14 protein-coding genes are annotated in these 26,245 nt (G+C 32.0%); all 14 read left to right on the top strand.

Annotated elements, in window-relative coordinates; genetic code table 11:
* Positions 1–167 precede the first annotated feature (167 nt).
* Complete coding sequence (locus ACE3PD_RS04175; protein WP_374399814.1) at positions 168–1,277, top strand: FG-GAP repeat domain-containing protein; 1,110 nt, start codon at positions 168–170, stop codon at positions 1,275–1,277.
* A 13-nt stretch (positions 1,278–1,290) separates the two neighbouring features.
* A complete protein-coding gene (locus ACE3PD_RS04180) occupies positions 1,291–5,439 on the top strand; it encodes an RHS repeat-associated core domain-containing protein (protein ID WP_374399816.1) in 4,149 nt (1,382 codons plus the stop codon).
* 7 nt (positions 5,440–5,446) lie between these two features.
* Positions 5,447–5,860 carry a hypothetical protein gene (locus tag ACE3PD_RS04185; RefSeq protein ID WP_374399818.1) on the top strand — a complete coding sequence of 138 codons (414 nt, stop codon included), beginning with the start codon at positions 5,447–5,449 and terminating at the stop codon, positions 5,858–5,860.
* A 7-nt stretch (positions 5,861–5,867) separates the two neighbouring features.
* Positions 5,868–6,665: a hypothetical protein gene (locus ACE3PD_RS04190; protein WP_374399820.1), complete on the top strand. Its 798-nt coding sequence runs from the start codon at positions 5,868–5,870 to the stop codon at positions 6,663–6,665.
* 19 nt (positions 6,666–6,684) lie between these two features.
* Positions 6,685–10,542 carry a T9SS type B sorting domain-containing protein gene (locus tag ACE3PD_RS04195; protein ID WP_374399822.1) on the top strand — a complete coding sequence of 1,286 codons (3,858 nt, stop codon included), beginning with the start codon at positions 6,685–6,687 and terminating at the stop codon, positions 10,540–10,542.
* Positions 10,543–10,666: 124 nt separating this feature from the next.
* Positions 10,667–12,949, top strand: a complete 2,283-nt coding sequence (locus ACE3PD_RS04200) for an NADP-dependent malic enzyme (RefSeq protein WP_374399824.1) — start codon at positions 10,667–10,669, stop codon at positions 12,947–12,949.
* Positions 12,950–12,962: 13 nt separating this feature from the next.
* Positions 12,963–13,544: a Holliday junction branch migration protein RuvA gene (ruvA, locus tag ACE3PD_RS04205; protein WP_194093339.1), complete on the top strand. Its 582-nt coding sequence runs from the start codon at positions 12,963–12,965 to the stop codon at positions 13,542–13,544.
* A gap of 3 nt (positions 13,545–13,547) precedes the next feature.
* On the top strand, positions 13,548–20,762 hold the full coding sequence (sprA, locus tag ACE3PD_RS04210; RefSeq protein ID WP_374399827.1) for a cell surface protein SprA: 7,215 nt from the start codon (positions 13,548–13,550) through the stop codon (positions 20,760–20,762).
* Positions 20,763–20,898: 136 nt separating this feature from the next.
* On the top strand, positions 20,899–21,279 hold the full coding sequence (gene gcvH, locus ACE3PD_RS04215) for a glycine cleavage system protein GcvH (protein WP_374399829.1): 381 nt from the start codon (positions 20,899–20,901) through the stop codon (positions 21,277–21,279).
* Positions 21,233–21,628, top strand: a complete 396-nt coding sequence (locus ACE3PD_RS04220; RefSeq protein WP_374399831.1) for a VanZ family protein — start codon at positions 21,233–21,235, stop codon at positions 21,626–21,628. The genes gcvH and ACE3PD_RS04220 overlap by 47 nt, the downstream gene beginning before the upstream one ends.
* Before the next feature lie 57 nt (positions 21,629–21,685).
* Positions 21,686–22,420 (top strand): energy transducer TonB, encoded by a 735-nt coding sequence (locus ACE3PD_RS04225; protein WP_374399833.1) that lies wholly within the window; start codon positions 21,686–21,688, stop codon positions 22,418–22,420.
* A gap of 91 nt (positions 22,421–22,511) precedes the next feature.
* Positions 22,512–23,273: a TonB family protein gene (locus tag ACE3PD_RS04230; protein WP_374399835.1), complete on the top strand. Its 762-nt coding sequence runs from the start codon at positions 22,512–22,514 to the stop codon at positions 23,271–23,273.
* A 74-nt stretch (positions 23,274–23,347) separates the two neighbouring features.
* The gene (gene deoC / locus ACE3PD_RS04235) at positions 23,348–24,091 is read left to right on the top strand and encodes a deoxyribose-phosphate aldolase (RefSeq protein ID WP_374399837.1); all 744 of its coding nucleotides are present in this window, start codon (positions 23,348–23,350) and stop codon (positions 24,089–24,091) included.
* 9 nt (positions 24,092–24,100) lie between these two features.
* Positions 24,101–26,206, top strand: a complete 2,106-nt coding sequence (locus ACE3PD_RS04240) for a gliding motility protein RemB (RefSeq protein ID WP_374399839.1) — start codon at positions 24,101–24,103, stop codon at positions 26,204–26,206.
* Positions 26,207–26,245 lie beyond the last annotated feature (39 nt).

Consider the following 26,245-nt stretch of genomic DNA (forward strand, 5'->3'; position numbering starts at 1 on the left):
AATAGAATACGTTTGCAATGAACTAAAGCCAATTGTAAAAAAAGCTGAAAAACCACCAGAAAAAAACATTTTTTCAACAGATAATTTTATCAATCAAACAAAATTAAGCATATAAACAAAGGGATACAGAAGTTTTTTTTATATTTTTGAAAAACTTTCGGATAGTAGTGAATAATAATATTTTAAGTCAAATTAAGGTTGTTGGTAATGGGGTTGGTTATAGAAACTATTATTTAGCTCACAACACAACTTCGTTAGGTTATGAACGATTGACAAGTATTACAGAAAAAACAGGAGATAATTCAAAAAGTTTAAATCCAACTATTTTTACCTATGATGATTTAGCAAACGATATGGCGTTTGATTCTACAACAGCTAGTTTTGGAACCACAAATACAAATCAATTTAATACTGCAATAATTACTGGTGATTTTACAGGTAATGGTTTAATGGATTTTATATTATATCCTACAAATGGCACAAATGCTAAAAAAGAACTATGGTTATTTACGGGAATTAACGATACTAATACATATAATTTGGGGTATGTTCATAATGTTGGTAGTTTTCAAGATGTTTTTCCCGTTTCTTGGTTAGGCGGTAGTGCAAGTTATGGTTATAAATTGATGCCAGACCAAGCATGGTGTGTAGTAAAAGCAAACACATCTTCTAATCTTGTTAATTTTAGTACCTATTCTACGGGTACAACAAACCCAATATATTTTCAGTATTCAAAAGAATATGCCTTTCCAAAATTTACTTATGGGTATTGGAGAGAACCTTGTGGAAACATCATTAATAATCAGAATGATTCACAAAGCGAACAGCAAAGAGTTGTAGATCCTAACGATCCTAACGACCCAGTTTGGGTATCCATTGAAAAAGTAATTCCAAAGGTGTTTTTAAGTGGTGATTTTAATGGCGATGGTTTAACAGATGTTTTAACTGTTGAAAAAAAAGTAACCTATCAAGTAACACAAAATTGTTCTACTTATACTCAAACTTATCAAGGTGGTAAAGTATTTTTTGTTGATTTAGATAGAAGAAACACAACAAATTTTATAAACGTCGCAGGTTTTTTAACAACAACTGATGATACTAAATTTCATGTAGCGGACTATAATGGTGATGGTAAAGCGGATATTTTAGTTGTAAACGCAGGTAATGCAAAAGTTTATTCTTTGAATGATAACAAACAATTAGTTTTACAATGGAATATTCCAGATGCAGACATTACATTAGCCACTAATTCACCAATATTTTTTAGGAGATTATAATGGTGACAGTAAAATGGATTTTATGATCCCAAAGGCTTATGGTAATGATTTTGCCTTTTTCTATTCAACAGGCACTTCATCTGTTAAATCAGTGAAAATTTTACCGTTTTCACATAATGAAATTGCAACAGGTGGTTCAATTTCAACAGGATCATATTTTGATTATTGGGATATAATTTCAACGGATATTAATAATGATGGAAAAACTGATTTGATTCAATCAAAATACAGATTTAATTCTTCTGGAAACACACTCCTTAATTTTGACATTAATGTCAAAATTTATTCTAATAAAAATGATAATTTTCTATTTACACTAGAAAAAGATTTAGTAGCAAACTCCACTTCTAATTCAAGTTGTCTTCCAATCCCCATATTTTTAAATCCTAATTCGCAAAACAAAAATTTAGAGTTGGGATTTGTTTATGAAAACAAAATTATTAGCACTTTTTACAATAGAAATTTTGGAGGTGAAAAGTTATTGAAATCTATTACTTTGGGTAATGGTGTTAAAGAAACAATAACTTATAGTTCTTTGGTACAAGATGATTTTACATTTGAAGATATATTTACTCCTACGACATATACAGAAAATTATCCAAATTTTGATATAAGTAATGCACCTGACATTAAAATTGTTTCAAGATTAGAACAACAAAGTAGTATCGAATACAAAAAGCAAGACTATAAATATAATGGTGCTGTATCTAATGTAGAAGGGCTTGGATTTATTGGTTTTAGAGGTTTACTAAAGACGAATTGGTACAATGATAATTATTCTATAATCTCAAATATAAGTAAACATGATGTTAATAGAAGAGGCATTATTACAGAAATGTTTTCAGTTTTGGGAAGTTTTTATAATGGTAATTTTGCAACTTTAACACCTACATCTTTTATTTCAAAGTCGATTATAAATTATGAAGATGAGTTACTGCCTAACAAAGTGTATAAAATAAAGAACACATCTTCAACTATTTATAACGGATTGGAAGGAACCTCAAAAGAAGTTGTAACAACCTATGATAATTTTAATAACCCAACTCAAAATATTACATACAGTAAATTAGGATATACAATTCAAAAAACAGAAAAGACAGATTATTTATATGATAATCTGCCAACAGCAACACCTTATATAATTGGTAGAAAAAATAAAAAAAATGTAGAATTAATCTATGAAGGCAGTACAATGACTTCCGAAGAAATTTACACATACAATGCAAACCAATTATTATCTCAAGTTAAGAAAAAAGGCACAGGTACGAACTATGTAACTGAAGATAATCTTTATGACATTTTTGGAAATGTTACTAAAAAAACAATTACAGCAGTTGGATTAACACCCAGAATAACAAATTATGAATATGACACGACAGGAAGATTTTTAACAAAAAGTATTGATATTGAAGGGTTAGCAACAAATTACACCTACAACAATAGCACAGGGCTGTTACTCACAGAAACCAACCCTTATGGATTAACAACAACTTACAGCTATGATGTATGGTTGCGAAAAAGAAAAGTAGTTGATTATTTAGGCAAAAAGAAAACCTATTTGTTTCAAATGACAAATACTACTGATGTTAAGGTCACAACTACAAATGATGAAGGCGGTCAAACAATTGTTGTTTTTGATGATTTAGGAAGAGAAACAATCTCTGGTAATAAAAACATTGATAATACATGGTCTTATGTAAAAACTGATTATGACATTTATGATAGAAAAATTAGCGTGAGTGAACCTTATGCTAATTTATCTGGAGCACCAACACAAGTGAACACCAGTTCATTTGACAATTATGGTAGATTAGTTCAAACAGTTGCATATACAGGTAAAACAACCAATATCAGTTATTCTGGGTTAGCATCTACAATGAATGATGGATTTAAAACGGTTACAACAACAAAAAATGCAGTTGATTTTACAGTATCAATGACTGATGATGGAGGCACTATAAATTATCAACATTATCCTAATGGTAATTTAAAACAATCAAATTATGATGGGGTAATTATTAGTGTAGATCAAGATGGTTGGGGTAGAAAAATTAAATTAACAGATCCATCTGCTGGTATTTATGAATACACATACAACGATTTAGGCGAGTTAACTTGGGAAAAAACTCCAAAAGGAGAAACAACTTACACATTAAATTCAGTTGGTAAATTAACTCAAAAAGAAGTACTCGGCGATAATACCCATCTAATTTCATATTACAATTATGATGGAACTACAAAATTGTTAACGGGTATCACAACAAACACCAGCACATCCTATTCTTATGAATATGATACTTATAAAAGATTGTGGAGAACAACAGAATTTAGCCCGTATGCACATTATCAAATGGCTTCTGTGTTTGATTCGTTTGGTAGAGTTGAAAAAGAATACCAGCATAGTCTTCATGTAGCAACTGGTAAAAGTTCATCAAAATGGACAAAAAACACCTATAAAAATGGTTTTCATTGGCAAATTTTAGATGATGCAACAAGTCAAGTTTTATGGCAAACCAATACCGTTAATACAAGAGGGCAATTAACAAGTGCAACTTTAGGTAATGGAATTGCAATTTCTAAAACGTATGACAATTTTGGATTTATTACGCAGTCTAAGCACGATTTAGCAGGTACAACACCTGTTAACGTCATGACTTTAAACACCACTTTTGAACCACAAAGAGGTAATTTAACTTCTCGATATAATAGTATGTTTGCTTGGAATGAAACCTTCCAATATGACACATTAGATAGATTAACACATTATACTGATGCAACTGGAAATCAAGTGCAACAAATCTATGACAACAGAGGTAGAATTTCAGACAATAATCAAGGGCATTATAATTATTCAGGGCCTGTTTATCAAAATTCTTCTATAGATCCAACACCTGCCGCTTTCAACTATTATCAAAATAGAAGCGATTTAAATGTCACTTACAATGCCTTCAAAAGCCCTGTTGAAATTTTTGAAGATGGTTTTGATAGAATAAGTTTTGATTACAATGTGTTTCAAAACAGAAGTACTATGTATTATGGTAGTTTAGAAACAGATAAAACACAACGAAAATACCGTAAACATTATGCCACACTTGGCGCATTGGAAATCAAACACAATACACTAACAAATGAAGTTGAGTTCGTTACTTACATTGGAGGGGATGGATACACAGCACCAGCAGTGTTAAAAAGCGACGGCATAACGCAAAATTATTTATATTTGCACAGAGATTATTTAGGTAGTATTGTGGCTATTACGAACCAATCAGGACAAGTAGTTGAAAAACGTTTGTTTGATGCTTGGGGTATTATAGTAAAAGTACAAGATGGTGTAGGTAACGTACTTACAGGTTTAGTAGCATTAGATAGAGGATATACAGGACATGAACATTTACAAGGGGTTAATCTAATCCACATGAACGGTCGTTTATACGACCCTTTAGTACATAGATTTTTACAACCTGATAATTTTGTACAAGAACTTAATAATACTCAAAATTTTAACCGTTATGGGTATGTGTTAAATAATCCGTTGAAATATAATGATAAATCAGGTGAATTGTTTTCTTTTGTTGTGGCTGTTTTTGAAACTCTTGCAAACATTGTTACACATGGTGTGAATTTTCATAATTATGATTGGGATAAAACTCAGAATGCATGGAAGATTGATATGGGATTATTTAAAACCGATTCGAATAGAACCTTTTTTGGGCAAGTATTACAAATTTTCTCACGATTTACTTGGGAAGCCATTCAAACATCAGTAGGTTATACTTATTCTCATGCTAGAAATGTAGCGGGAGAAGTTGATGAAGTTATGTATTTTGGAGGAGCAACTTTTATTATTAATGAAGATTCAGATGTAGAAACTGGATGGGGGGTATCGTTAGGAAATTACATAAATGCAAATATACCAGGTCAATTAGATAAAGAATATTCTGGTGGCTGGATTTTTAGTAATGGTGGTTTATTTTGGCATGAATATGGGCATACGTTTCAAAGTCAAAGATTTGGATTGTCATATTTATTTGCGATAGGCATTCCGAGTATATTTGGTGCTGAATGGACTGAAACTTCGGCAAATAGATGGGCATGGCGTTACGCAAATCAACATGGTTATATGCAAAATTGGTTATATTCAAGTGATCACCCTTTAAATTAATAAAATTATGAAAACACTAATTAAATACATTTTTATTTTTTTTATTTTATGTTCCTGTCATCCTGAAAAATTTCCTGGTAAAGCTATACGTGTTAAAAACAATTCGGCAGAAAGGATATATTATTGGTATTCAAAAAGTTATGATGTATATCATTTTCCGGAAATAATTTTACCAATTGAAAAACCAGTATTAATTAGTTCTTGTGATGCAAATAATATTGAATTGGCCTCTGGTTACGATCCTGATTGGGTAGAAATTTATTCTCAACTTCCTGAAGGCAAGTTTAGTATTTATTTCTTTGACGAATTAGCAACAACTCAAGAAGAATGGGACGATATTAGGTTCAATCACATGGTTTTAAGAAAGGACATTACTTTTGAAGAATTAAAAAATAATGATTATATAATTTATTATCCATAAAAGAGAGATGAAAAAACTATTTATTCTATTAACAGGATTATTAGTCCTTTCTTGTAGTTCAGACGACTCAAAAGAAAACAATAATCCAACACCTACTACTTTTACCATAAATGCAGTAGCGAGTAGTACGGCAGTAACTGTTGACCAAGAATTTACTGTAACCATCACAAGCGATGAAAACATGACAGGTATTTTATACTCGTATGATAATTTTGTCACAGAGGCAGGTTTATTTACTGGTTTTGGTACTTCTAGAACATTAAAATTTAATTTAGACAAAGTTGGTTCTAATACCATTTATTTTAAAGCAACCAAAGAAGGTAATGTTTACAGCAGTGTAAAGTCAGTACCAATAACCGTTAATAGAGGAAATGCCGTAAAAGTTACAGGTATGCAAGTTATATCTTTTAGTGGTATCAATACGACTTGGGATCCAGAGTTTCCAACCTCAAATCCAAATCATTTGGCTGATGTTTACTTTGGTTTTAATAAATCAACTTTAAATTCACCATTTGAAGATGCTTATAGTTTTAGAAAATGGTACACTTCATCCGTTAAACAAAATCAAGGAGATTTAACATGGAGTTTTATAACTGAAAATTTATACATTCAACCAGAGAAAGCAATTAGAATGGGCTTGGCGGATGAAGATAATCCACCACTTGGGCAAGATTTAATGGTAGGTCCACCAGATTATAGAGATTTTAATTTTAGTGCCTACACTACCACAAAACCAAATACAATAACTCTTAGCTATCCCGAAATTAATTTAGAGTTCATTGTTACAGTAGAGTGGCCAAATTAAATAATAATAAAATTGAAGAATGAAATCCAATTTATCAGTTTTACTCATAATGCTATCAGTATTAGCTTCCTTTGCACAAGGGGAAGCTAATAACTGGTATTTTGGACAAAATGCAGCCATAACTTTTAATAGCGGTACACCAGTAGCCTTAACTAATAGTGCTATGCAAACCTATGAAGGTTGTGCAACACTATCAGATGCAACAGGACAACTACTTTTTTATACCGATGGTAGAACAGTTTATAATCGTAATCATCAAATAATGGTTAATGGTTCGGGACTTTTAGGACACGAATCTTCTACACAGTCTGGAACAATAGTTCCATTACCAGGTTCAACAAATTTATTTTATGTTTTTACTTTAGACGAAGTAGCTAAAGCCAATGGTTTTCGGTATTCTATTATAGATTTGAATTTAGACGGAGGATTAGGTGCTGTAACTACAACTAAAAACGTTTTGGTTTATACTCCATCTTGTGAAAAAATTTCAGTAGTTAAGCACGCAAATAATATTGATTTTTGGATATTGACACACGCTTTTGAGAGTAACAATTTTTATTCTCATCTATTAACAGGTTCAGGATTAAGTTCAACTCCAGTAATTAGTAGTATTGGTTTTGCTCCACATACTGCAAGTAATGGAACAAATAAAAATGGAGCACCTGGCGGTATGAAAATTTCTCCAAATGGGCAAAAGTTAGCGGTATGTTATCAAAAATCGTATTCTTTAGATCAAAATTTTTTAGAATTATATGATTTTAACAATAATACAGGAGTGGTTTCAAATTTTATTACATTAATTCAAACAACTTCAAATTCAATATACGGTGTTGAATTCTCGCCTAACAATCAAATACTATATGCAACAGCTAATAATTCGTTTTTTTTGTATCAATTTGATTTAACAGCAGCGGATATTCCAAATTCAATTGTAACAATATTTCAGAACTCAACTTCCACACCTAATCTATACAGACCATTATCATTGCAATTAGGTCCAGACGGAAAGATTTATAGCGCAATGGGTAGTAATCCGTTTTTGGGTTGTATAAACAATCCTAATGTTTTAGGAGTTGGGTGTAGTTTTGTTCCGAATCAAGTTGATTTATTAGGTAGAAATTCTTCTTTAGGTTTGCCTGTTTTTAATCAGTCCTATTTTGCACCAGCTATTCAGTTACAAAATGCTTGTGTTGGAGAATCCACTCAGTTTCAACTGAGCAATTCATCTATTGTTAGTGCAATTTGGAATTTTGGAGATGGGAATACTTCTAATAGTATAAATCCTATTCACTCATATGCAACAGCAGGAACTTATACCGTTTCAGTAACTGCAACAAGCAGTTATGGTACAGGTGTGACTACAAGAGATATTGTAATTTCTGAAGTACCCATAGCCACACAACCCATAAATAGTTTAATTTGTGACGACAACAATGATGGCTTCTATAATTTTGATTTATCAACGAAAACATCAGCCATTTTAAACGGTCAATCACCAACACAATATGGCGTTCGCTACTTTGTTAATGCAACAGATTATGCAAATAATATTGCCATAGCTAATCCAAATAGTTATCAAAATGTTGCTGCTTACCAAGCACAAACCATTATTGCTGAAGTTTATAATTTAGATAATTCAGAATGTAAAGCAACCACTACTTTTGATATTCAAGTTTTTGAAAGCCCATTGCCAAGTAACACAATTTCACCTATTCAACTTTGCGATAACACCAGTTTTGGAACTGATGTTGATGGTAAAGTAGTTTTCAACTTAACAAGTAAACAAACCACAATTTTAAACGGACAATCAGCAATTGATTTTTCGCTTTCATACTATAAAGATGTTGCATTAACCGATTTAATCAGTAATCCTGCTACCTATGTAAATACAAATGTGGTAGAAACTATTTATGTGAAAATGACTAACAACCAAAATGTAAATTGTTTTGCCATAACTTCTTTTCAGATAGAAGTATTTAGTTTGCCTAACATTAATGCAACAACTAGTTTAAAACAATGCGACGATAACAACGATGGTTTTAGTGCTTTCAACTTAACAGAAGCAAACGAATTTGTAGTTACTTCAACTACTGGTTTGTCTTTTTCTTATTTTGAAACACTTACAGAAGCGCAAAATAATACCAATCCTATAGTAAACTTTATAACATATACGAATCAAACTGTAAGTACTGACCAAGTTTTTATTAGAGTTCAAAATGCAAATGGTTGTTTTCGAGTAGCGACTTTAAATTTAATTGTTTCTACTACATTAATTCCTACTACATTTCAACGAACTTTTACAGTTTGCGATGATGCCGTTTCAGGTTCAAACTCAGATGGTATTGCTACGTTTGATTTTAGTAGTGCAACAGCAGCTATTCAAACGTTATACCCAGTAGGACAAGTTTTGGATATTACTTATTATCAAACTATAACAGATGCTTTAGCCGAACAAAACGCAATTACAAATGCTTCGAATTTTACCAATACAAGTTCACCAACAACACAAAATATTTTTGTTCGTGTAGATAGCCAGATAGATAATGAATGTTTGGGTTTAGGAAATCATATTACATTAAATGTAGAGCCTTTGCCAATTATAGTACCTTTAAGTTACACCCATTGCGATGACGACCAAGATGGAAGTTTTGGTTTTGATACTTCAACATTAGAAACTACTTTGTTAAACGGATTAACAAATGTTACTTTGGCATATTGGGATGAGAATAATAATCCGTTGCCAAGCCCGTTGCCAAATCCATTTAATACTATCACTCAAATTGTAAAAGTTAGAGCAACAAACAATACAACAAACGCTTGTTATTTTGAAACAAACATCACATTTACAGTTGATGATTTACCCGAAGCTTATGCAATTCCAACCAACTTAACAACAGTTTGCGATGATGAATTAGATCCAACGGATCAAGATGGTTTATTTGCATTTGACACTTCAAGTTTTCAAAGTACTATTTTAGGAACTCAAACAGGAATGCTGGTTAATTATTTTGATGAGACAGGAAATTCGTTACCGAGTCCGTTGCCCAATCCATTGGTTAGTGCTACGCAAAATATTCAGGTTGAGGTTATAAACCCAATAAATACAATATGTAAAGCAGTTTTGACTATTCCATTAATCGTAAATCCTTTACCCGAAATTGAATTATATGGTGATGAATTAGTTTGTAGCAATAATCCATTGTTTACAAAAGAAATCAATGCGGGTTTATTAGATGAAACCACTGTTTCAAATTTTACCTATCAATGGTTTTTAGATGGTTCTGTTATTTCTACTGGAACAAATTATGACTTAACAGTAAATACAGAAGGTATTTACACTGTTGAGGTCACTAATTCAAATGGTTGCTTGAGAACTCGAGCTATAACGGTTACTGCATCAGACATTGCAACTATTAATGATATAGAAATTGTTGATTTATCCGATGATAATTCAGTTACCGTTTTAGTTACAGGTTTAGGAAATTATGAGTTTAGTTTGGATAATATAGATTATCAATCATCAAATATTTTCCAAAATATTGCATCAGGAATTTACACAGTTTACGTAAGAGATTTGAATGGCTGTGGAGTTGTAACTGAAGAAATTAGTGTGCTTGGAATTCCAAATTATTTCACACCAAATGGAGATGGAATCAATGATTATTGGAATGTTAAAGGCGTGAATTCAAATTTCAATATAGATACCACGATTCACATATTTGATAGATATGGCAAACTATTAAAACAAATTAGTCCATTAAGTCAAGGATGGGATGGTACTTTTAATGGAGTCCAAATGCCGTCATCGGATTATTGGTATTCAATTCAGTTAGAAGACGGACGTGTTTTGAAAGGACATTTTAGTTTGAAGAGGTAAGTTCATAACTTTATTGTTTTCAAATCAAAACCAAACATTGATATTTTTTTCAAAAGAATGCCAAAATAATTTCTCATTTTATATGCATACTACTATATTTGTAAGTTAGTAAAATAAAAAAATCATGCATAAAGATAGTAAACGTAGAGAAGCCTTATTATATCACGCAAAACCTACACCTGGTAAAATTCAGGTAGTTCCCACAAAAAAATATGCTACACAAAGAGATTTAGCTTTAGCTTATTCTCCAGGAGTAGCAGAACCTTGTTTAGAAATTGAAAAAGACGTTAACAACGTTTATAAATATACCGCAAAAGGAAATTTAGTAGCTGTAATCTCAAACGGAACCGCAGTTTTAGGTTTAGGAGATATTGGTCCAGAAGCTTCAAAACCTGTAATGGAAGGAAAAGGTTTGTTGTTCAAAATCTTCGCTGATATTGATGTATTTGATATCGAAGTTGGAACAAAAGACATTGAAGAATTCATTGCAACGGTAAAAAATATTGCTCCAACTTTCGGAGGAATTAACCTAGAAGACATCAAAGCACCAGAATCTTTCGAAATTGAAAGACGTTTGGTAGAAGAGTTAAATATTCCGGTAATGCACGATGACCAACACGGAACTGCAATTATTTCATCAGCCGCTTTATTAAATGCTGTGGAATTAGCAGGAAAGAAAATGGAAGAAGTGAAAATGGTCATTTCTGGAGCAGGTTCGGCTGCGATTGCTTGTGCTAATTTATATGTTTCTTTTGGTGTGAAACCAGAAAATGTTGTCATGTTCAACAGTAAAGGAGCCTTAAGAAAAGACGATCCAAGAGTTACCGATATGCAACGCCGTTATGCAACGGATAAACATTATGACGATTTAGCCCATGCTATGAAAGGTGCTGACGTGTTTATTGGATTGTCTTCTGGAGATATCGTTACGACTGAAATGTTATTGTCAATGGCAGATAATCCTATCGTTTTTGCGATGGCAAATCCTACACCAGAAATCAACTATAATTTGGCAATTGATACGCGTAAAGATATCATTATGGCAACAGGCCGTTCTGATCATCCTAACCAAGTGAATAATGTATTAGGTTTTCCATTTATTTTTAGAGGTGCTTTAGATGTTAGAGCGACTAAAATTAATGAGGAAATGAAAAAAGCTGCTGTTATCGCTTTAGCGGAATTAGCAAAAGAATCGGTTCCAGAGCAAGTAAATATTGCTTATGGCGAAACGAAATTAACGTTTGGTCGCGATTATATCATTCCAAAACCTTTTGATCCAAGATTAATTGCAGCAGTTCCACCAGCCGTAGCCAAAGCTGCTATGGAATCAGGTGTTGCAACAGCTCCAATTACCGATTGGGAAAAATACAAAGACGAATTGTTAGAACGAATGGGTTCAGATAACAAAATGATTCGTTTGTTAACTAATAGAGCTAGAACGAATCCAAAACGTATCATTTTTGCGGAAGCAGATCAAATAGATGTGTTAAAAGCAGCGCAAATTGTTCATGAAGAAGGTATTGGTTTCCCAATTTTATTAGGAAATCAAGAAATCATTAAAGAGTTAAAATCAGAAATTGGTTTCGATACCGAAGTGCCAATTTTTGATCCAAAAACAAAAGAATCGGAAGCTAAAAGATTAGCCTATGCCAATCATTTTTGGGAAACCAGAAAGCGTAAAGGAATTACTTTGTTAGATGCTGAAAAATGGATGCGCGAGCGTAACTATTTCGGTTTAATGATGGTCAATACAGGAGAAGCAGATGCTATGGTAACAGGATATTCTAGAAGTTATCCAACTACTATTAAACCAGTAATGCAATTAATTGATAAGGCTCCAGGAGTTTCTAAAATTGCTACTACGAATATGATGATGACGGCAAGAGGTCCGATTTTCTTATCGGATACTGCAATCAATCCAAACCCTTCAGCTGAAGAATTGGCAAGAATCGCTTTAATGACAGCTAAAACAGTAAAAATGTTTGGAATGGAGCCAGTAATTGCAATGGTTTCGTATTCAAATTTTGGTTCTTCTCACAATGAAGGTGCTACTAAAATAAGCCAAGCCGTAGCCTATTTACATGAAAATTTCCCTGATTTAATCGTGGATGGAGAAATTCAAACCGATTTCGCATTGAATCCGGATATGCTAAAAAGCAAGTTTCCATTTTCAAAATTGGTAAATAAAAAAGTTAATACACTTATTTTTCCTAATTTAGACGCAGCAAATATCACTTACAAATTATTGAAAGAGTTAAATAAAGCCGAATCTATTGGTCCAATTATTTTAGGATTAGACAAACCAGTTCACGTATTTCAATTAGGTGCAAGTGTTGAAGAAATGGTGAATATGGCGGCGGTTGCTGTTGTAGATGCTCAAGAGAAAAGTAGAAAACAAAACAAATAGGAATACCGTATATATGATAGCACACATTCAAGGAAGATTAGTTGAAAAAACACCTACCGAAGTTGTAATTGATTGCAATGGTGTGGGCTATCATATTAATATTTCATTACACACTTTTTCATTAATTCCAGATTCTGAGAGTTTGAAATTATATACGTTTCTTCAAGTTAAAGAAGATTCGCATAGTTTGTTTGGATTTGTTGAAAAACAAGAAAGAGAACTTTTTAAGTTACTACTTTCAGTTTCAGGTGTTGGTGCCAGTACAGCAAGAACAATGTTGTCGTCTTTAGCGCCAGCACAAATTATTCAGGCTATTGCGGCGAATGATGTGGCAACGATTCAATCGATGAAAGGAATTGGTGCTAAAACAGCCCAAAGAATTATCTTAGATTTGAAAGAAAAAGTGTTAAAAGTGTACAATTTAGATGAAGTTTCTGTTGTTGAAAGCAATACAAATAAAGATGAAGCGTTATCTGCTTTAGAAGTATTAGGTTTTGCTAGAAAAGCGGCCGAAAAAGTTATTGATAAAATTATAAGAGATACCCCAAATGCCTCTGTGGAAAACTTAATAAAACAAGCTTTAAAAAATTTATAAAACTTGAAAAACATTAATATAAAAGCGATAAATAAATTACAATATAGTCTTGCATTATTATGTGTTCTTTTTTCTTTTTCACTACAAGCTCAGGTAGATGAAGAAGAAAAAGATTCTGTGAAAACAGGTGTTGATTTAGGTAAGTTAAGTTTGCCAAATCCAGCTAGTATATTGGATAAATATACTTATGATCCTGCATCTGATCGTTATATTTACACCAGTTCTGTTGATGGTTTTAATATCAATTATCCTATGATATTAACACCAAAACAATACGAAGAATTAGTTTTGCGTGAGCAAATGCGTAAATATTATCAGGAAAAATCTGCTGCAATCGATGGAAAGAAAGTGGGTTCTGAAGAAGCAAAGAAGAATTTATTACCCAGATATTATGTTAATTCTAAGTTTTTTGAAACAATTTTTGGTGGGAATACAATCGATGTAAAGCCTACAGGTTCTGTCGAATTAGATTTAGGAGTTCGTTTTACCAAGCAAGATAATCCTTCCTTTTCTCCTAGAAATAGAAAAACAATAAGTTTTGATTTTGATCAAAGAATTAGTGTTGGTCTTCAAGGAAAAGTAGGAACACGTTTGAATGTTAACGTAAATTATGATACACAATCAACTTTTGCTTTTCAAAATTTAATAAAATTAGAATACACCCCCACGGAAGATGATATAATCCAAAAAATTGAAGTGGGTAATGTTAGTTTTCCATTGTCAAATTCTTTAATCAGAGGCGCGCAAAGTTTATTTGGGGTTAAAGCCCAGTTACAATTTGGTAAGACCACGGTTACAGGAGTTTTTTCAGAACAAAAATCACAAACTAAATCGGTAACAGCGCAAGGTGGAGGAACTCTCCAAGATTTTGAATTGTTTGCATTGGATTATGATGTAGATCGTCATTATTTCTTATCGCAATACTTTAGAGATAAATATGATAAAGCTTTGGAAACATTTCCTTACGTAAATTCTCGAGTTCAAATTAACAGAATTGAAGTTTGGATTACGAACAAGCAAAATAGAGTAAATTCAACAGAAAATAATTTAAGAAATATAGTAGCCCTACAAGATATTGGGGAAGGGCCATTAACCAATGTTTTGCCAGAAGAAACAGTTCATGTTAATACCACAGCCAATCCTACTTTCTATAATGTAGCAGCTGATAACCCATCAAATAACGGAAATAATAAATTTGACCCAACAAATATCGGTAGTAATTTTTTGAATAGTTCTATTAGGGATGTTTCTACAGCTTCTAATGGTTTTAATATTCCAGGAATGGCTGAAGGGGTTGACTTTGCAAAACTTGAAAATGCAAGAAAATTAACAGCTTCAGAATATACATTCCATCCTCAACTTGGTTATATTTCACTTAATCAACGTTTGGCAAATGATGAAGTGTTGGCTGTTGCTTACCAATATACTATCGGTGATCAAGTTTATCAAGTAGGAGAGTTTGGTACAGATGGAGTAGACGCTACAAACGTTGATGCTTCAGGAGTTCCAAGTTCTCAAGCCTTAATTTTGAAGTTGTTAAAAAGTAATTTAACAATTGATAAATATCAAGTGGGAGGCTCTGGACCTTATTTTACCATGCCAACATGGAACATTATGATGAAAAATATTTATCAAATTCCTGGAGGTGCTCAATTACAACAAGATGATTTTAAGTTAAATATATTATATACCGATCCCTCTCCTTTAAATTATATTACTCAAGCAGGAACAGATCCATTGCCAGCAGATGTTGTTGAAACTCCATTATTAAAAGTTTTCGATTTAGATAAGTTGAATTTTACTAATGATCCTCAAGAGGGTGGTGATGGTTTTTTTGATTTTTATCCAGGTTTAACAGTTGATGCTCAAAAAGGGAGAATTATATTCTTAAAAGTGGAACCTTTTGGAAAACACTTATTTAATAAATTAGATGTTTCTACGCTTGCTGAAAATTACGATGACCCATTAACTTATAATAGCAATCAGGCTAAGTACGTTTTTAGAAATTTATATAAAACAACACAAGCTGCCGCTTTACAGGAGAGTGCTAAAAATAAATTTCAATTAAAAGGACGCTTTAAGTCTATGGGTGGCGATGGAATTTCTATTGGAGCTTTCAATGTGCCACAAGGTTCAGTTGTTGTAACGGCTGGAGGAAGAGTTTTAGTAGAAGGTATTGACTATACAGTGAATTATCAAATGGGTAAGGTAAATATTCTAGATCCTTCTCTAGCTAGCACACCTATTGAAGTTTCGGTAGAGAATAATTCTGTTTTTGGTCAGCAAACAAGAAGATTTTGGGGTTTTAATGTTGAGCATAAGTTTAATGATAAGTTCTTGATAGGCGCAACAATGTTAAACATGTCGGAGCGACCATTTACAACCAAATCTAATTATGGACAAGAATCGGTTAACAATACTATTTTTGGATTTAATGGGAATTTCTCAACAGAAGTTCCATTTTTAACAAGATTAGTAAACAAACTTCCAAATATTGATACTGATGTTCCTTCAAATATTTCTTTAAGAGGAGAAATTGCTTATTTAAAACCAGGAGCATCAAAAGCGGATCAATTTAATGGAGAACCAACATCTTATATTGACGATTTTGAAGGGTCGCAGTCAACAATAGATATGAGAAGTCCCCAAGCATGGTCTTTAGCTAGTATTCCTTTAGAAGGTGCTTTTGATGGTGATGCAACATCAAATGAAACATCAGTTGACAATCTAAGTGTAGGTTATAAAAGAGCTAAACTATCATGGTATAGTATTGACCCTATATTCTATATACAGCCTCCAGCAGGTATTTCTGATACTGATTTATCTTTTAATAGAACAAGAAGAATTTTTAGTAGAGAATTGTATCCAGTTACGGATATTGCTCAAGGACAATCAACAGTAATTAATACTTTAGATTTAACTTATTATCCAAAAGATAGAGGTCCATATAACTTTAATCCTACTTTGGCTGCTACTAATCAATTTACAGATATTGAAGCTCCAGAAAATTGGGGAGGAATTATGCGTTCTATAAATTCAACCAATTTTGAACAGTCAAATGTTGAATATATTCAGTTTTGGGTGTTAGATCCATACTATGGTAATCCTGGTGATGTAGCAGATCCTACCAATACTGGTAAATTAGTATTCAATTTAGGTGAAATATCAGAAGATATTTTAAGAGATGGTAAAAAGCTATATGAAAATGGTTTGCCTGAAGAAAATTCACTTCAACCTGTAGTTTCAACGTCTTGGGGAGAAGTTCCGGCAGCACAATCTTTAATTTATGCTTTTGATACAAATGGGGGAAATAGAGCGGTTCAAGATGCAGGTTTTGATGGTTTAACCGATACCGATGAAGTTTTAAAATTCCCAGCATTTGCTTCTCAATCAGATCCATCAGCAGATAATTATGAATTTTATTTAAATACAACAGGTGATATTGTTACAAGATATAAAAATTATAATGGTTTTGAAGGTAATTCCCCTGTAACGGTAACAGATAATAATAGAGGTAATACAACCTTTCCTGATGTTGAAGATATCAATCGTGACAACACAATGAATACCATTAATGCCTACTTTAAATTTGAAGTGCCAATCTTGAAATATCCAGATGCAGATAATGGAGTTCCTGTTGGTCAAAATTATATTGTTGATTCAAGAAAATCTACAGAAGTATTACCGAATGGAGAAACGGCTAATGCTAGATGGATTTTATATAAAATTCCAATTCAAGAATTTACAGATGCTAATAAAGTAGGTCCTATCAATGATTTTAGATCGATTCGTTTCATGCGTATGTATATGACTGGTTTTAAAGATGAAGTCACATTACGTTTTGGAGCTTTAGATTTAGTAAGAGGAGAATGGAGACGCTACGTGAATTCATTAGATTTTAATGATCCACAAACAGATGATGATAATACCGCGTTTGATGTTGTGGCTTTAAACATTCAAGAAAACGGAGATAGAACTCCAATTAAATATGTAACGCCTCCTGGAGTAGTTAGAGAGCAATTATACAATAACAATACGGTAATAAATCAAAACGAGCAATCATTGTCATTGAGAGTTTATGATAAAACGGGAGGTGTTGTGAATGGATTACAACCAAACGACTCAAGAGCTGTTTTCAAAAATGTAAGTGTCGATATGCGTCAGTATAAAAAACTGCGTATGTTTTTACATGCTGAAGCTACTGAAAATGGAGGTTTACAAGATGAAGGTCTAACCGCTTTTATTCGTTTTGGAAATGATTTTACAGATAACTTTTATCAAGTTGAAATTCCTTTAAAGGTAACCGCTTATGGAGCATCATCTCCTGAGGCAATTTGGCCATCGGAAAATGAAATAGATGTGCCATTTTCTCTTTTAACTCAATTAAAAATATTGGCTTTAGCTAATGATGCTTCAATCACTTATGATGCAAACGGAATAGGTTTTGTGGAAGAGGAAAATTTAGGTTCTTCAAATGATAGGCTAACATTAGGGATAAAAGGAAATCCAAATTTTGGTCTAGTTAGAACTTTAATGATTGGTATAAAAAATAAATCAGGACAAATTCAAAGAGGAGAAGTTTGGTTCAATGAGTTGCGAATGTCTGATGTGGATAATAAGGGCGGATATGCTGCTGTTGCTAATTTAGATTCTAATTTAGCAGATTTTGCTACCGTATCTGCAACTACCAGAATGAGTACTATTGGATTTGGATCTTTAGAGCAAGGTCCAAACGAAAGAAGTAGAGAAGATGTTTTTCAATATGACATTGTAACAAATATAAATTTAGGGAAATTATTACCAAAAAAATGGGGAATTAATCTACCTTTTAATTACGGAGTAGGTGAACAAACTATTACGCCAAAATACGATCCTTTTTATCAAGATATTGAACTACAACAATTGTTAGATCTTACTACAAATCCGACTGATCGTTCTAATATCGAAAATCGAGCAATTGATTATACAAAGAGAACAAGTATCAACTTAATTGGAGTTAAAAAAGAGAAAAATCCAGAGAAAAAACCTCATTTTTATGATGTTGAGAATTTAACACTTTCGTACTCATTAAACGAAACGCAACATCATGATTATGAAATTGAAAATTTAATTGATCAACAAAATAGATCTACAGTTGATTATGCTTTTTCATTTAAACCGTTAACTGTTGAGCCTTTTAAAGAAACTAAAGTATTTAAAAAGAGTAATTATTATAAATTGTTGAGTGATTTTAATTTTAATTTCTTGCCAACAAATATTTCATTCAGTTCTACCATATTAAGACAGTTTAACAAACAAAGATTCCGTTTGGTAGATGTTGAAGGAATTGGATTAGGAGATTTATATAGAAGAAATTATTTCTTTAATTATCAATACGGTTTCAATTACAATATCACAAAATCATTACGTGTAAATTATACAGCGGCTTCTAATAATATCGTTAGAAATTATTTAGATGAAAATAATTTGCCAATTGATGGACTGGACATTTGGGATGATTACTGGAATACAGGAACAGCAAATCAACACAATCAACAATTTGTGGTAAATTATGATCTTCCAATTAATAAGTTACCAATATTTAGTTTTGTAAAATCTACTTATACTTACACAGGAGATTATAATTGGCAACGTTCTTCAGATGCGTTTTCAAGTATAGAAGCAGAAGATGGAACAATATATCAATTAGGTAATACAGTTCAAAATGCTAGTTCTCATAAGTTGAATACTGTTTTGAATATGGATATGTTTTATAAGTATGTAGGCTTAACTAAAACGAAGTCAAATAAAGGCAAAAATGTATCTAAAAATAAGCAAGTAGCGCCAAAACCAGGTCAAAAAGTTACTTCAGCAGGAAATAATAATATTTCTAATGAACGCAATCTTTTTATGTCGGGATTAATAGGTGTTATAACAAGCGTAAAAAATATTCAAGTAAATTATACTGAAAATAAAGGTACTGTGTTGCCAGGATATTTACCTGGTTTAGGTTTCTTTGGTTCTTCTAAACCTTCTCTAGGTTTTGTTTTTGGAAGCCAAGCGGATGTGCGTTATGAAGCTGCAAGAAATGGATGGTTGACATCTTTTCCAGAATTTAACCAAAATTTTACTCAAGTAGAAAATAAAAAATTGAATTTGACAGCTCAGTTAGAAGTATTCCCTGATTTGAAAATAGATTTAAGTGCAGATCGTTCTTATACTTATAATTTTTCAGAGCAGTACGATGTGACTAATGGAGATTATAATTCTCGTTCTCCATACGATTTTGGTAATTTTAATATTTCAACAATATTAATCAAAACCTCATTCTCTCAAAACGATGTAAATTTTTCTCAAGCCTTTCAAGATTTGAGAGATAACAGATTGGTTGTGGCAAATCGATTAGCAGAAAGTTATTACGGTTCTGCAACTTTCCCAAGAGATGCTGAAGGTTATCCAGTTGGTTACGGTAAAAATAGCCAACAAGTATTATTGCCTTCCTTCATTGCGGCTTATTCTGGACAAGATGCAAGTAAAGTAGCAACAGGAGTTTTTAGAAATACGCCATTACCAAATTGGAATATTAAATATACAGGTTTAATGCGTTATTCTTGGTTTAAAGATAATTTTAAAACTTTCTCAATTCAACATGGTTACAGAGCAAGTTATAATGTTAATGCTTTTCGTTCTAATTTGAATGACGCTCCAGTAGATGCTAATGGAAATTTTTATGCGAATAAGATTGTGTCTAATGTTAACCTTACTGAGCAATTTAATCCTTTAGTAAAAGTTGATATGACACTAAAAAATTCATTTAAATTCTTAGCGGAAATTAAAAAAGATAGAACCTTAAACATGAGTTTTGATAATAATTTGTTAACCGAGGTTAGCGGTAACGAATACATTATCGGTTTAGGATATCGTATTAAAGATGTTACCATAAATTCTGCATTAGCAGATAACGCATCAGGTATTATCAAAAGTGACATCAACATCAAAGCAGATTTTTCATTAAGAAAAAACAATACAATAGTACGTTACTTAGATTATGATAACAATCAATTAGGTGGTGGTCAAGATTTATGGTCGTTAAGATTAACAGCAGATTATTCTTTCAGTAGAAACTTAACGGCAAGTTTCTTCTACGATCATCAATTCTCTCAAGCAGTAATTTCTACTTCTTTTCCAATAACAAATATTAGAAGTGGATTTACTTTACGATACAATTTTGGTAATTAAATAATTTAACTATAAAGTAAAACACCCGTTAGAAAGTTTTTTTTAATGGGTGTTTTTTTATGTAAAAAAATAACAAAAACCTTTTTTTCAATTCAATAAATACAATTACATTTGTACGTCAAAAAATTATAACCAAATGAATATACCAACTAATTTAAAATACACTAAAGACCACGAGTGGGTTTCAATTGAAGGCGATGTTGCAACTGTTGGAATTACAGATTTTGCTCAAAAAGAATTGGGTGATATCGTGTATGTAGAAGTAGAAACTTTAGATCAAACTTTAGATAAAGACGAAGTGTTTGGAACAGTTGAAGCTGTTAAAACCGTTTCAGATTTATTTTTGCCATTATCAGGAGAAATTATTGAATTTAATGATTCTTTAGAATCTGATCCAGAAAAAGTAAATTCAGATCCTTATGGAGATGGGTGGATGGTGAAAGTGAAAATTTCTGATGCTTCTGAAATAAATGCACTTTTATCGAGTGAAGATTATAAAGCACTTATCGGAGCGTAATTTTTTATTTTTCGCTATTGTTTGGACTGTTTTCATTACAGTTGCAAGTTTAGTAAATTTTAATAATGTTCCTAAGGTAGCAATACCAGGAAATGATAAGTTAGTACATTTTTTGTTTTACTTCTTTTTTGTTGTGTTTTGGAGTTTTGCATTGCATAAAAACTTTTATTTAAAAAAATATAGTTTTATTATTATTGTATTTGCAATAGTTTATGGCATAATTATTGAGGTTTTACAAGGACTATTAACAACTACAAGAGAGCCTGATTTATATGATGTATTTGCAAACTCATTGGGTGCAATTATTGGATATTTCGGATTCTATTGTGTGAAGTATAAATTTTTTTAATAAATTTTTTTAAAACATTTCTAATATTAACTATATTAGCACCTCAAAATTAAAATTATGGAAATAAAGAAAAATCCTAATGTAGACCCTAAGAGAAATAGTTCATTATATTTCCTTGTAGGTCTTACTGCTGTGTTATTGTTGACTTACGTTGGCATTGAGCTTAAATCAGAAGATCCAAGAGTAGAGGTTGAAAAATTAGATATAGTGGATAATTTTGTAGAAGATGAAGAGGCAATCTTAACTATGCCTCCTGTGCAAAAATTACCACCACCACCACCGCCAGCACCAGAAGTAATCCAAATCGTAGATAACAAACAAGTTATTGAAGAGAAAAAGATTGAAACTACTGAAGTTGATGAAAATAAGGCAGTTGTAGTTAATACGGCTTCTTCTTATGGTGAAGAAGGTGGTACTGCTGAAGAAATTGATGAAGAAGTTCCTTTTACTGTTATTGAAGATGTTCCAGTATTTCCTGGATGTGAAGGTGTTGCGAAAAACAAACGTTTAGAATGTTTTATGGAGCAAATGGCTAAGCACATCAAGAAAAACCAACAATATCCTGAAAAGGCTATGGAAGATAATATTCAAGGTAGAGTAGCAGTTCTTTTTGTTATTGATAAAGATGGAAGTATTACTAATGTTCAAGTTCGTGGTCCTAAAGGTGGTGAACTTTTAGAAAAAGAAGCGAAACGTGTAATTGAGAAATTACCTAAATTCAAACCAGGTATGCAAAGAGGTAAACCTGTAAAAGTAAAATACAGCCAGCCGATTACATTCAAATTACAATAATATTAAATCCCAGCTTTTTAGTTGGGATTTTTTTTGGCATATAAATTGTGTAGATTAATTAACAAAGTGTTAACTATTAATCTATATAATCATGAAAGCAAATGTTGATTTCCCGAAAAGAGTAAAAAATAGCTTTATCTATTTTCAAGTTGGTTTAATTGCAACCATGTTAGTTGTGCTTTTTATTTTAGAATTTAATTTTAAGGATGTGTCAAAACCTTTTAGTCATGTTCCTGATACTGGGATTTATTCGGAGCCAATATTTGTTTATAATCCAGCTCCTGTAACAAAACAAGAAGTAAGTAAGCCGGTTATTGTCAAAGTTACTAGAGTTACAGATGTTTTTAAGCCTACAAAAGAAGAGCCCAAAAAAGATGATACTAGTGTTAAAGTAGCACCTCAAGAGAATCCGGATAATCAAAACAATAATTCAAATACAATTCCAACAGGAGACCCTAAAGATAATGGAGATGGGAAAGAAGAGTTGCCTAAAGAGTTTACTCCTTATTCTGTTGATAATTTACCAATGTTTGAGGCTTGTAAAGGTTTGAGTAGAGTTAATCAAAAAGCATGTTTTGATGAGCAAATGGCGAAAGCAATCACAAAATATCTTGTGTATCCAGATAATGATTTAGAAAAAGGGAGACAAGGTGTAGCTTTGGTAGAGTTTGTTATTGATGAAAAAGGAATGATAACAAATGTTAAAGCTTTAGATAATAAAAGAGCTACAATTGATATGCAAAAAGCTGCTGAAAGAGCAGTTAGAAAAATCCCAAAGCTTATCCCTGCAACACATGCTGATAAACCTGTTAAAATCAAATACAGTATTCCAGTTGGATTCAGAATGAAATAAATAAATATAATTACTATAAAATATCCCATTTCGATGGGATTTTTTTATTTTTACACAATATAATTCTTTTTGAAATGAACATCAAACAATATTTAGACTCAACCTATCTTAAAACTGCAGCTCAGGCGAATCTTTCTGAAAAAGAAAATACTGAAGTTGTGAAAAATTGTATTCAAGAAGCCATTGATAATGATTTTAAATTAATCATGATTCGACCAGACAAAGTTGCTATGGCAAGAAAAATGATTCATGAGGCTAATTCAAAAGTTACAATTGGAACGGTTATCGATTTTCCATTTGGAAATGGAACTTTAGAAGATAAATTAGAGGAAGCTAAACAAGCTATAGAAAATGGTGTTGATGATTTAGATTATGTTGTAGATTATGAAGCTTTTAAAAGAGGTGAAATTGATATTGTAAAAGAACAAGTTTTACAAGGAACTAAATTAGGCTTAGCACATAATAAAATAGTAAAATGGATTATTGAAGTAGCAGCTTTAGATAATCATCAAATTGTGCAATTATCGGCATTAATTAAGAATGTGGTGATTGCTAATTTCAGCGAAAAAGAATACGATAAGGTATTTGTAAAATCATCAACAGGTTTTTATAAAACGCCAGAGGGTGTTCCAAATGGAGCTACAGTTCCAACTATTAAATTAATGCTTGAAAATTCTTGTCCGCTATCCGTTAAAGCTGCAGGTGGAGTAAGAACCTATGATGAAGCTGTAGAAATGGTTCAATTAGGCGTAAAACGAATTGGAACTTCAGCTGCTAAAGCAATTGCAAATGGCGAAATTTCAAATAGTGATTATTAAAAATATCTTATGAGAAAAATATATAGTTTACTGTTGTTGGTTTTCGGATTTACGACTTTTGCTCAAAATTCGTCAAACGAACAATTTCCAAAATTTCCTGATTGCGTAAATGCCATTGGTAACCAACAAGAATCTTGTTTTTACAATACTCTTCAAAATTATTTCTACAATAATTTTAAAGTGCCACAAGAGCTTCAAGAGCAAAATTACAAAGGAACGGTAATCGCTGTTTTCGAAGTGGATACTGTCGGAAATTTCAAGGTTTTGTATACCGACGCTGCTCACGAGTCATTAAAAAAAGAAGCTAATCGTGTTTTTGAATCTTTGCCAAAAATTACGCCAGCTACTTTTTCTGGAAGACCTACGTATGCAAAATTCTCAATCAAAATTAATATTCCTTTAGTTGCTCCAACTGTAAAAGAAGAAAACGAAGCTACTAAGTATGCGAAAACAAATACAACTTTAATAGACAATAAAAAAGAATTGTCAGAATACGATGAAATTAAATATAAACCATTTGAAAATCCACAATTCAAGAGTTCTGGAGTTGTAGCATTTTCACATCAAAATTATGGTGTTTTTGATGCTTTAATGAATCAAGTGGGGACAAATAATCACACGGCTTCAAAGCCTTATTCGTATGATGAAGTAGCAAAATATTATGATTTCGAAACCGTAAACAAGGCCTTTTTAAAGCAAAAAGAATCATGGTGGGGAAGAAAATTATGGAACGAAAATTTAATTGCAATTCAAGGAGAAGAATATTGGTTTACCTTAAATCCAATTTTTGATTTTAGAGTAGGAAAAGATACCGAAAGTGAAGCTTCTAATACATTTGTAAATACTAGAGGTTTAATTGTGAATGGAGGACTTGGTAAACAGTTAACTTTTACAACTTCAATCTACGAAAGTCAAGGACGTTTTGCTGATTATTATAATGCTTATGCTGAAAGTATCAAACCGTCAGGTGGAAATCCAGCGATTATTCCAGGAATAGGAATTGCAAAACGTTTTAAAGACGATGCTTATGATTTTCCATTAGCAGAAGCAAATATTAAGTACAAACCAAATCAATTTATCGACCTTCAGTTAGGATATGGTAGAAATTTCTTAGGAGATGGATATCGTTCTTTATTACAAAGTGATGGTGCAAGCCCATATCCGTATTTTAAAATCAATACTACTTTTTGGAAAATTAAATACACCAACACTTATATGTGGCTAAAAGATGTACGTGATTTGGCAACTGTTGATGGAACTTACGCTACAAAATACATGGCAAGTCATTATTTAAGTTGGAATGTAACTAAAAGATGGAATTTAGGTTTCTTTGAAAATGTAGTTTGGACTAATACTAATGATAGAGGTTTCGATTTCAATTTTGTGAATCCATTAATTTTTTACAGAACGGTTGAGTTTGGCTCATCGTCTAAAACAGGAAATGCATTGCTAGGATTAACTTCAAAATACAAATGGAACAACAGCATTAATTTCTACGGACAATTTTTAATTGATGAATTTGCAATTGGAGATGTTAAAGAAAGCAATCAAAGTTGGAGAAATAAATTTGCATACCAAATTGGTGCTAAATATTATGATGCTTTCAAAATAAAGAATTTATTGCTTCAAGTAGAATACAATCAAGTTCGACCTTATGTGTATTCACACAGTAATCCTTTGACAAATTACGGTCACAATAATCAAAGTATGGGGCATTTATGGGGAGCTAATTTTAGAGAATTCGTAGCCATTGCGCGTTATTACAAAGGAAGATATTTTGCCGATGCGAAATTTATTTACGGTCAACGCGGATTTGATTTCAACAACGGAACTGACAACTTTAATTATGGGGGAAATATCTATTTAGATTACGACGATAATCGCCCTTACGATACCGGGGTTTCGATTGCACAAGGAAATAAAACAACAGTTATGATTGCTGATTTACAAGTAGGGTATTTGGTTAATCCAGCTTCAAATTTAAAAGTTTTTGGAAATGTTATGTTCAGAAATTTCGATCCAACTGCTGAAACTGCTGCAACTGTAAAATCAAACACAACTTGGTTTTCAATTGGACTAAGAAGCGATTTATTTAACTGGTATTTTGATTATTAATAGATTTAACTAATTTTCTAAATTCTAAATTCTAAATTC

This window comes from Flavobacterium sp., assembly GCF_041911335.1.
Classification (GTDB): Bacteria; Bacteroidota; Bacteroidia; order Flavobacteriales; family Flavobacteriaceae; genus Flavobacterium.

Coding starts and splice junctions, on each gene's coding strand:
- ACE3PD_RS04195 (WP_374399822.1), top strand. CDS start 6,685: ATGAAATCCAATTTATCAGTTTTACTCATAATGCTATCAGTATTAGCT.
- ruvA (WP_194093339.1), top strand. CDS start 12,963: ATGATAGCACACATTCAAGGAAGATTAGTTGAAAAAACACCTACCGAA.
- ACE3PD_RS04220 (WP_374399831.1), top strand. CDS start 21,233: ATGCACTTTTATCGAGTGAAGATTATAAAGCACTTATCGGAGCGTAAT.
- ACE3PD_RS04225 (WP_374399833.1), top strand. CDS start 21,686: ATGGAAATAAAGAAAAATCCTAATGTAGACCCTAAGAGAAATAGTTCA.
- ACE3PD_RS04230 (WP_374399835.1), top strand. CDS start 22,512: ATGAAAGCAAATGTTGATTTCCCGAAAAGAGTAAAAAATAGCTTTATC.
- ACE3PD_RS04180 (WP_374399816.1), top strand. CDS start 1,291: ATGGATTTTATGATCCCAAAGGCTTATGGTAATGATTTTGCCTTTTTC.
- ACE3PD_RS04185 (WP_374399818.1), top strand. CDS start 5,447: ATGAAAACACTAATTAAATACATTTTTATTTTTTTTATTTTATGTTCC.
- deoC (WP_374399837.1), top strand. CDS start 23,348: ATGAACATCAAACAATATTTAGACTCAACCTATCTTAAAACTGCAGCT.
- gcvH (WP_374399829.1), top strand. CDS start 20,899: ATGAATATACCAACTAATTTAAAATACACTAAAGACCACGAGTGGGTT.
- ACE3PD_RS04240 (WP_374399839.1), top strand. CDS start 24,101: ATGAGAAAAATATATAGTTTACTGTTGTTGGTTTTCGGATTTACGACT.
- ACE3PD_RS04190 (WP_374399820.1), top strand. CDS start 5,868: ATGAAAAAACTATTTATTCTATTAACAGGATTATTAGTCCTTTCTTGT.
- ACE3PD_RS04200 (WP_374399824.1), top strand. CDS start 10,667: ATGCATAAAGATAGTAAACGTAGAGAAGCCTTATTATATCACGCAAAA.